Origin of the sequence: Bordetella tumbae (assembly GCF_965139195.1) — a bacterium.
GTDB lineage: Bacteria > Pseudomonadota > Gammaproteobacteria > Burkholderiales > Burkholderiaceae_B > Bordetella_A > Bordetella_A tumbae.
Genome location: NZ_CBCSJH010000026.1, coordinates 1 through 9,421 on the forward strand (window position 1 = coordinate 1; position 9,421 = coordinate 9,421).

At 58.7% G+C, this 9,421-nt stretch carries 9 protein-coding genes; 4 read left to right on the top strand and 5 right to left on the bottom strand.

Features of this window, described 5'->3' with window-relative positions; genetic code table 11:
• Positions 1–108: 108 nt before the first annotated feature.
• The gene (locus tag ACNA0J_RS21250; protein ID WP_415820942.1) at positions 109–843 is read right to left on the bottom strand and encodes an SDR family oxidoreductase; all 735 of its coding nucleotides are present in this window, start codon (positions 841–843) and stop codon (positions 109–111) included.
• A 52-nt stretch (positions 844–895) separates the two neighbouring features.
• Positions 896–1,603, bottom strand: a complete 708-nt coding sequence (aqpZ, locus tag ACNA0J_RS21255; protein ID WP_415820873.1) for an aquaporin Z — start codon at positions 1,601–1,603, stop codon at positions 896–898.
• Positions 1,604–1,727: 124 nt separating this feature from the next.
• Between aqpZ and ACNA0J_RS21260 the strand changes: the two genes are divergently transcribed.
• On the top strand, positions 1,728–2,237 hold the full coding sequence (locus ACNA0J_RS21260; RefSeq protein ID WP_415820874.1) for an acyl-CoA thioesterase: 510 nt from the start codon (positions 1,728–1,730) through the stop codon (positions 2,235–2,237).
• Positions 2,238–2,456: 219 nt separating this feature from the next.
• On the opposite strand, the gene ACNA0J_RS21265 is transcribed toward ACNA0J_RS21260, so the two are convergent.
• Together ACNA0J_RS21265 and ACNA0J_RS21270 are read right to left on the bottom strand one after the other, a co-directional pair.
• Positions 2,457–3,197, bottom strand: coding sequence for an ABC transporter substrate-binding protein (locus ACNA0J_RS21265; protein ID WP_415820875.1), 741 nt, complete (start codon positions 3,195–3,197; stop codon positions 2,457–2,459).
• A 15-nt stretch (positions 3,198–3,212) separates the two neighbouring features.
• Positions 3,213–3,662: a MarR family winged helix-turn-helix transcriptional regulator gene (locus ACNA0J_RS21270; protein WP_415820876.1), complete on the bottom strand. Its 450-nt coding sequence runs from the start codon at positions 3,660–3,662 to the stop codon at positions 3,213–3,215.
• A gap of 223 nt (positions 3,663–3,885) precedes the next feature.
• On the opposite strand from ACNA0J_RS21270, the gene ACNA0J_RS21275 reads away from it, so the two are divergent.
• Positions 3,886–4,350 (top strand): tripartite tricarboxylate transporter TctB family protein, encoded by a 465-nt coding sequence (locus tag ACNA0J_RS21275; protein WP_415820877.1) that lies wholly within the window; start codon positions 3,886–3,888, stop codon positions 4,348–4,350.
• A gap of 21 nt (positions 4,351–4,371) precedes the next feature.
• The gene (locus tag ACNA0J_RS21280) at positions 4,372–5,877 is read left to right on the top strand and encodes a tripartite tricarboxylate transporter permease (protein WP_415820878.1); all 1,506 of its coding nucleotides are present in this window, start codon (positions 4,372–4,374) and stop codon (positions 5,875–5,877) included.
• 271 nt (positions 5,878–6,148) lie between these two features.
• Here the strand turns inward: ACNA0J_RS21280 and ACNA0J_RS21285 are convergent, their stop codons facing one another.
• Positions 6,149–6,763, bottom strand: coding sequence for a SecDF P1 head subdomain-containing protein (locus tag ACNA0J_RS21285; protein WP_415820879.1), 615 nt, complete (start codon positions 6,761–6,763; stop codon positions 6,149–6,151).
• Between the two features lie 354 nt (positions 6,764–7,117).
• On the opposite strand from ACNA0J_RS21285, the gene thiC reads away from it, so the two are divergent.
• Positions 7,118–9,031 carry a phosphomethylpyrimidine synthase ThiC gene (gene thiC, locus ACNA0J_RS21290; protein WP_415820880.1) on the top strand — a complete coding sequence of 638 codons (1,914 nt, stop codon included), beginning with the start codon at positions 7,118–7,120 and terminating at the stop codon, positions 9,029–9,031.
• Positions 9,032–9,421: the final 390 nt, after the last annotated feature.

The window sequence follows — 9,421 nt, forward strand, 5'->3', positions numbered from 1 at the left end:
ACCGAGCGATAGGGCCGGCGCGGCGCCCACGCACCCAGCAGGGACGCCTAATGAGCCCATCCTATGTCAGCAAACCAACGCCTAACCTAATAACTAACTAAACCAAGCCTATTTCCCACCAGAAACCTCGATAAACGACCCCGTCGTATACCCCGCCTCATCGGAAAAAAACCACATCACCGCCCCCGCTACCTCCTCAACGGTCCCGCCCCGCTGCAACGGAATCGCACTGGCCAATCGATCCACCCGCCCAGGCTCCCCGCCACTAGCGTGCATCTCGGTATAAATCGTGCCCGGCCGAACCGCATTCACCCGAATCTGATCAGCCGCCACCTCTTTAGACAGACCGATCGTCAACGTATCCAGCGCGCCTTTCGACGCCGCGTAATCGATATACTCCCCAGGCGATCCCAAACGAGACGCGACCGAAGACACATTCACGATAGCGCCGCCCCGTCCTCCATGACGCGGACTCATGCGACGCACCGCCTCGCGGCAACACACCACCGCGCCGACAACATTAGTCATCAGAATGCGCGTCACACGGGCAGCATCCAGGTCCTCGAGCCGGCATTGCGTCTCGAGTATGCCGGCGTTGTTGACCAGAGCATCCACCCTGCCCAACTCCCGGTCCACGGTTTGAAACAGCTGCACAACCTGTGCCTCATCGGCAACGTCCGCGCCGACGGCAATGGCTCGCCCGCCATTGGCTTGAATCTCTCGCACCACCGCATCCGCATCCTCGCGACGATGACGATAATTCACGCAAACGGCATAACCCCGGCGGGCAGCCAGGCGTGCCACCGCGGCGCCTATTCCCCGGCCGCCGCCGGTGACCAACATGATTTTTTCAGACTGAGACACGTGTCGCTCCATCAAATGGGGCGACGGTTTCTCATGCGTCTTGGCGCCCCGCTACGAAACGGTATACCACTGCGGCCAGAATAGCGCCCACAATCGGCGCCACCCAGAACAGCCACAACTGCTCCACCGCCCATCCTCCGACAAACAACGCCGGACCCGTAGAGCGCGCCGGGTTCACCGAAGTATTCGTCACAGGAATACTGATCAAATGAATCAGCGTCAGGGCCAGGCCAATCGGTATCGGGGCAAAGCCGGCCGGCGCGCGCTTATCAGTAGCGCCCAAAATCACGAATAGAAAACCAAACGTCAGAACGATTTCGCATGTCAGTGCAGCGCCCAAGGCATACTTGCCCGGAGAATGGTCGCCATAACCGTTCGCGGCAAAACCGCTTGCCACCAGATCAAAGCCTGGCTTGCCGCTCGCAATGCAATACAGCACGGCGGCCGCCAATATCGCTCCGATCACTTGCACCACCACGTAAGGCAGAATCTCGCGCATCGGAAAACGCCCCCCTACGGCGAGGCCTACCGTGACTGCCGGGTTGAAATGCCCGCCTGAGATATGGCCTACCGCATAAGCCATGGTCAACACCGTCAACCCGAACGCCAGGGCAACGCCTGCAAAACCAATACCCAGTTCAGGAAAACCTGCAGCCAGCACCGCGCTGCCGCAACCGCCTAACACCAACCAAAAAGTACCGATCAACTCGGCCATGCAACGTTTGGATAATGATGACATGATGGGCCTCTCCAAGGGATGGAGCTTGTGATCGTACCCCTATTTAATGGCAGCGTATCGTCAAGTTTTGCAAAAACAACAAGCCCAGCGATTACCATGGCGTTTTCCACTCGCACGATCTGCCATGCAAGAAACCAATCACCAATTGTCGATGACTATCCTGATGACGCCCGATATGGCGAATTTTGCAGGCAACGTCCACGGCGGCACGATTTTGAAGTATCTGGATCAGGTCGCCTATGCCTGTGCCAGCCGTTATGCGGGCCACTACGTCGTCACGCTGTCCGTCGACCAAGTCGTGTTTCGGCAACCGATCCATGTCGGAGAACTGGTCACGTTTCTGGCGTCCGTGAACTACACGGGCCGGACCTCGATGGAAATCGGCATCAAAGTGATCACCGAAGACATCCGCAAACAAATCGTGCGCCACGCCAACAGCTGTTATTTCACGATGGTGGCAGTCGACGATAACGGTCAGCCGACAGCCGTCCCGCCATTGGTCCTGCATACCCTGGAGCAGCGCCAGCGCTACGAAGCAGCAAGCGAACGCCGCGCGTTACGCCAAGAGATGGAAAAACACCACGAAGAAATCAAGCAACGGGTGCAGGACCCGGCATCCGACTCGGCGGATTAATCAATCCGTTCTGCTTCTGGCGGGTACAAAAAGCGAGTCGTCATGAGCGTCCGCGGCGCTCATGACGCCAGCCAGGCAGGCAGGCCGCGTCGCAGATCGTGTTGCCACACGAAAAATCCTCTAACAGTACCTGACGAATAGCAATTACACAGCCAAATCGTTGTGTGAACACAACGATTTGGGCTGCAGTGATCCTAGGATTTTCCCTAATATGAGAATTTAATCTCGGGGTTCAGTCGGTGCTACCGAGGCGCCTTGAATGCCGTGACGCGTGAGCGCGTCAGCGACAAAACCGCTGGCCTTCATTTCCTCGACAAAGGCGCCGAGCAGCGCTGCCGCTCTGGCATCACGCCCTTTGGGCAACCCCATCGCCTGGCGAATCACCATGAAACGGCCCGGCAACAAACGCAGGCCACTCAAACGCTGCGCATCCGACTCCAACTGCTGGCGTACGCCCGCAGCCACCTCCAGCCCCTGTTCGAGAAAAGTATCGACCACAGCCGGAGAACTCGGGGCTCGGACGATTTCGGCATGCTTGAGCTCACGCGTCAGGTACAAATCGTATGCGCTGCCTTTACCGACCGCGACACGGTGTGAGGCCTGGTCCACCTCGTCGTTGGATTGCAGCGGCGAGCCGTCTTTGACGAGATAGGCGCCCTCGATCAACACATAGGGCGCCGTAAATGCGATACCGGCGCCGCGCACCGGGTCCACCGCAAAAAAGCCGATATCGGCCTGTTCGGCCGTCACGGCATCGACGGATTTACCGGCGGTATCGAACACCACCAATTCGATCTCGACCCCGAGACGACGGGCGAATTCGCGCGCCAGATCGATCGATACGCCCGCAGGCTCGCCGGCGGCATTGCGTCCGGCCAAAATCGGATTGCCCAGGTTGATCGACGCACGCAGGTGCCCGGCAGGGGTGAAAACAGCACGCAATTCAGGGGTAATGTCCATCTGGTGGTCGTTTTTTCAGTGAGTTGAAGAACCGAACTGGTCCAATAATTTAATCAGCAAGGGCCCGATGCGCCGCAGTTGCTCGAGATGCACGGCGGACAGCGCCTGCAATTTGGCTTCGGCCAAGGCGGTCAAAGCGATCCGTACACGCCGCCCATCGTCGGGATCGACCGAGCGCGACACCATATCCATGCGCACTAATCGGCTGATGAGTTCAACGGTGCTGTGATGCTTGATACAGAGCTTGTCTGCAAGCTCGCCAACAGTCAGAGCCTGCGCCCCACTACCCTTGATGGCCAGTAATGCCTGGTGCTGTTGCGGGGATAATCCCTGCTCGTGCGCCTCGGCTTCACTGAAAACCGTGAAGCAGCGCAAGGCATAACGAAACTCGGCCAAGGTTGCAAAATCCGCCGGCTGCAATTCCTGCGTGTCGATCTTTGCCCCCTGAATAGTTAGAGGATTCACCAACAGAATTCTAAACTACATCGTGATACGATCCATTCGACTTGGACTTTGCGTGCTGGCGGTGCGCTTAGTGTCCGGACGCTTGGCAACCCTGATATGGCTCGCGCCGCCGTGCCATATTTTTTTATACGTTTTTTTGTCCAAGCTTCATGCGTCCTTAGACATTACGTCTCCGCCACCCATGCTCGAGCAGTATGGCACGACACAATACGGGAGACCTTTTATGCAGCTAAGGAACAAGCAAGATTTCTGGTCGGGGGTGATGTTTACCCTAATCGGCCTGGGATTTGCGTATGGCGCCACGCAGTACTCGATGGGGACATCCGCCCGGATGGGCCCCGGTTATTTTCCTTTTTGGCTCGGGATATGCCTGGCCATTCTGGGAGCAGTAGTGGCTTTGGGAGCCATCTCTCCAAAAGCCACGGAAACCACCATCGACAAGTTCGATTTCAAGATTCTGTTCATCATCATCGGCTCCGTCGTCTTGTTTGGTGTACTCCTGCGCCCGCTGGGTCTGTACGTTTCGCTGTTCCTGTTGGTCGTAGGCAGCAGTATCGCCAGCCATGAATTCAGTTGGCGCGTCGCATTGCTCAACGCCATTTTCCTTGTTGTGTTCTGCTGGCTGGCGTTCATCAAGGGTCTGGGATTGATTTTCCCGCTATGGCCGTCGTTTCTGGGCATGAACTAAAAACAAGGGGAAGACATAATCATGGAATTGATGGAACACTTGGCGCTCGGGTTCTCCGTAGCGTTCACGCCTGAAAACTTGCTGTACGCCTTGCTGGGCTGCATTCTAGGCACCCTGGTCGGCGTGTTGCCCGGCCTGGGGCCCGTCCCGACGATCGCCATGCTGCTGCCGATCACCTATGTGCTGCCCCCCGTGGCCGGCCTGATCATGTTGGCGGGGATTTACTACGGTACACAGTATGGCGGGTCCACCACCGCTATTCTGGTAAATCTACCAGGTGAAACCTCTGCAGTGGTGACCGTGCTGGATGGCCACCAGATGGCACGCAACGGACGAGCAGGTGCCGCGCTATCGTTGGCAGCCATCGGCTCGTTCTTCGCTGGTTGCGTGGCCACGCTGTTGATCGCGGCTTTCGCTCCCCCTCTGTCGGAAATCGCGTTCAAGTTCGGTCCCGCCGAGTACTTCTCGCTGATGACCCTGGGCCTGATTGGTGCAGTCGTGCTGGCCTCGGGCTCTCTGCCTAAAGCCATCTGCATGATCCTGTTGGGCCTGCTCCTGGGCATGGTGGGTACGGACGTCAACTCGGGGGTGGCCCGCTATGACTTCGGCATCCCCGAGCTGCAAGACGGTATCGACTTTGCCATCGTAGCCATGGGCGTGTTCGGTTTTGCGGAAATTCTGTCCAACCTGGAACAAAAAGAAAACCGCGTCGAACTCCAAGACAAGATCGGTTCGCTGTACCCCAACAAAAAAGAATTCCGCGAAGCAGCGCCTGCCATCATCCGTGGTACGGCGCTGGGTTCGATACTGGGCATTTTGCCCGGCGGCGGTTCCGTGTTGTCGGCATTCGCCTCCTACACCTTGGAGAAAAAAATCTCCAAAGAACCGGAGCGTTTTGGCAAAGGCCACCCGGCGGGTCTCGCTGGCCCCGAGTCGGCCAACAATGCTGGTGCGCAAGCCTCGTTCATCCCGCTGCTGACCTTGGGTATCCCGGGTAACGCCGTGATGGCACTGATGGTTGGTGCAATGACCATCCACAACATTCAACCGGGCCCGCAGGTCATGACCAGCCACCCGGAACTGTTCTGGGGTCTGATCGCCTCGATGTGGATCGGCAACCTGATGCTGGTCGTGCTGAACCTGCCGTTGATCGGCGTCTGGGTCAAACTGCTGAAAGTCCCCTATCGCATTCTGTTCCCGGCGATTCTCGTGTTCTGCACGATCGGGGTGTATTCGTTGAACTACAACACGTTCGACATTTTCACCACGGCCATTTTTGGGGTGATCGGTTATTTCTGGTCGAAACTGAAGTGCGAAGGTGCCCCGCTGCTGCTGGGCCTGGTGCTGGGCCCCATGATGGAAGAAAACTTCCGTCGCGCCCTGCTGCTGTCGCGCGGTGATTTCTTCACCTTTGTCGAACGCCCCTTGTCTGCATCCTTGCTGGCGGCGGCGTTGATTCTGGTCGTGTTGGTGGCACTGCCCTCCATCCGCAAGAAACGTCAGGAAACCTTCGTAGAAGAGGATTGATCCGACGGATCCGTTAAACCGGATCCGTTCCCTACGCGTCACAAAAAGGCCTGGGATGGTGATCATCCCAGGCCTTTTTGTTGCCAGGCCGCCCCAAAACAAAAGCCCCCCCCCTTGGGGGGCAGCAAGCCCGAAGGCGCAGCGTGGGGGCTTTTCTTTACCACCGGGCCGCGCCAAGACAAAAACACCCCCTCTTGGGGGGTGCAAGGCGAAGGCGCAGCGCGGGGGCTTTTTATGGGCGGCTGACACCGCCTCGACGCCTCAAGCGTGTTTATTGCGGCGCGACGGGGGCCGGTGCAGCCGGAGCCGGAGCTGCCGGAGCAGGCGTCCCTGGCGCGGCAGGTGCGGCGCCATTAGCCGGAGCGGCTTGCCCTTGATCGCCACGGATCTTGGCAGCGATATCCGACGCAGCCTGGGCCGACGGTACACCAAAAGCCAGGACGCCACGGTTCAGCGGCTCGGCAATACGCGGAGCGGCAACGAGCTCGCGATCGATGACCAACGCCAGCATGTTGCCGATGTTCTGGCTGCTCACCTCGTTCAATTTACGGGCACCAGCCTCTGTGAAGCGCAGGCCGACGAAGTTCTGTCCTTGACGATCGACCAAGGCGGCGGCTTCGCTCAGGTCCGCACGCGTCAGCACAGGCTGACGCTGGATGAACAATGAACCATCGGGAATCTTGACTTCCGTCAGGCCAGGCGCCGTCGTCGCTTGAGCCACATAGAACTCAACTGCGGAAGCCGTCGCCGGCTGAGCCGGAGTCCCGGGGGTGGCGGTATCGCTTTTAGCACCTTCTGCCCCTTGCTTCGGCGGAGTTTGGCAGCCGGCCAGTGCGAGCGTGAGAACAGCCAGCGCGGGAGCCAGTTTGCGCATAGTGAGTTGCATGATGGTTATTCCTTTTTCAATGACTGAGGGAGCTGCATGCCGGGTCGCTGACCGCCACCCAGCTTACAAAAAGTGTACAGGGCCGTCGCGTGTCCCGATAGCCCCAACCGTATGCAGATGTAAAGCGGCGAAATACGACCATACAACCACGATACCACCTATACTTCGGTTTCACGCAGGGGTACTCGTCGCCTTTTCCAGGCAGACGTGTTGAGAGAGTCCCTTCGTACCAGTACGGATAATGCCGATGCTGGGAGCGTATTCCGCGCCAGGCCTGTCTCCCAGGGCCGGGTTCGTCCTATCTGGCCCGGAATCCATCCCCAATCGGCTCCAACCTCATTATTGGAGCTTTCCATGAATGCCAACCCCAAGTTCCTCGCCGCTACGGCGCAAGTCGATGCTGCGGCCGTCGCACCGCTGCCCAAATCCCGCAAAGTCTACGAAATCGGCTCCAGGCCGGATATCCGTGTGCCTTTTCGGGAAATTTCGCAGGACGCAACGCCCACCATGTTCGGTGGCGAAAGCAATCCACCGCTGACGGTGTACGACACCAGCGGCCCCTACACCGATCCCGATGCTCACATCGACATTCGCCGCGGCCTGCCTGCACTGCGCAAGGCCTGGATCGAAGAACGCAACGACACCGAACTGCTCAGCGGGCCGACCAGCGAATACGGGCAGTCCCGCCTGACCGACCCCAAACTGACGGCGATGCGTTTTGATCTGCAACGCCCACCCCGCCGGGCCAAAACCGGCGCGAACGTCTCGCAAATGCATTACGCACGGCGCGGCATCATCACGCCGGAAATGGAATTCGTCGCCATCCGCGAGAACCTGCGGCGCGAACACTATCTGGAAACGCTGCGCGCCAGCGGCCCCGATGGCGAGAAAATGGCCCGCCGCCTGCTGCGCCAACATCCTGGGCAATCCTTCGGCGCTGCCATCCCCGCGGTCATTACGCCCGAATTTGTACGCGAGGAACTGGCCCGTGGGCGCGCCATCATCCCCGCCAACATCAATCATCCCGAAGTCGAGCCCATGGCCATCGGGCGGAATTTCCTGGTCAAGATCAACGCCAACATTGGCAATTCCGCAGTCAGCTCGGGCATAGGCGAAGAAGTCGAAAAAATGACCTGGTCCATCCGCTGGGGTGGCGATACGGTCATGGACCTCTCTACCGGCAAACACATCCACGAAACCCGCGAATGGATCATCCGGAATTCGCCCGTGCCCATCGGTACCGTGCCGATCTATCAGGCATTGGAAAAGGTCGATGGCAAAGCCGAAGAGCTGACCTGGGAGATTTTCCGCGACACCTTGATCGAGCAAGCCGAACAAGGCGTGGACTATTTCACAATACATGCGGGCGTACGTCTGCCGTTCATTCCCATGACCGCCGATCGCATGACGGGCATCGTTTCACGCGGCGGCTCCATCATGGCAAAGTGGTGTCTCGCGCATCACAAGGAGAGCTTTCTGTACGAGCGCTTCGAGGACATCTGCGAAATCATGAAGGCCTATGACGTCAGCTTTTCGCTGGGCGACGGACTGCGGCCTGGCTCGGGCTACGACGCCAACGACGAGGCCCAATTCGCCGAGCTCAAGACACTGGGTGAGCTGACTCAAGTCGCATGGAAACACGACGTGCAAGTCATGATTGAGGGCCCGGGCCATGTGCCGATGCAGATGATCAAGGAAAACATGGAGTTGCAGCTCGAGCATTGCCACGAGGCGCCGTTCTATACCCTGGGCCCGCTGACCACTGACATCGCCCCTGGCTACGATCACATCACCTCCGGCATCGGCGCTGCGCTGATTGGCTGGTATGGTACGGCCATGCTCTGCTACGTCACGCCCAAAGAACACCTGGGGTTACCCAACAAGAAAGACGTCAAGGACGGCATCATCACCTACAAGATCGCCGCGCATGCAGCGGATCTGGCCAAGGGCCATCCAGGCGCGGCAATTCGCGACAATGCGCTATCGAAGGCGCGGTTCGAGTTCAGGTGGGATGACCAGTTCAACCTGGGTCTGGATCCTGATACGGCCAAGGAATTTCACGACGAGACCTTGCCTAAAGACTCAATGAAAGTCGCGCATTTCTGCTCGATGTGCGGGCCGCATTTCTGCAGCATGAAGATCACGCAGGACGTGCGTGATTACGCGGCATCGCAAGGGGTCAGTGCGAAAGATGCGTTGCAGCAAGGGATGCGGGAGAAGGCGGTAGAGTTTGTACGCAAGGGGGCTGAGATTTATCAGCAGACTTGATCGTTTGATTGCATCGGGCGTCTCTATTTAGACGTCCGTGCCGCGAGCCAGGAGTGTCATGCCGGGCCTATCGCACGGACTCGCCCCACATGAGCAGGGGGCTCGGTCCGCTGCGCGGACTAAATCCGNGCTCAACGGCCCGGCATGACACTCCTGGCTCGCGACACGGACTCACAGTAGAGGCTGGCCGCGGATGCTGGGAATGCGAACGCCAGGGCGTGAAACGATCGATGTCGATGCGGGACGCGGTTAACGTCCACAGTGCTAAAAGCCGCTGACACTGCCGACAAAAAACAGATGACGATGCAGCAGGCTTGAGATGCTGTGAGTCGTGGCGGGGCGGTAAGCGTGTGGGGGCGCCTCGTGGTCGAGCGAGGGAAACCGAAGGAG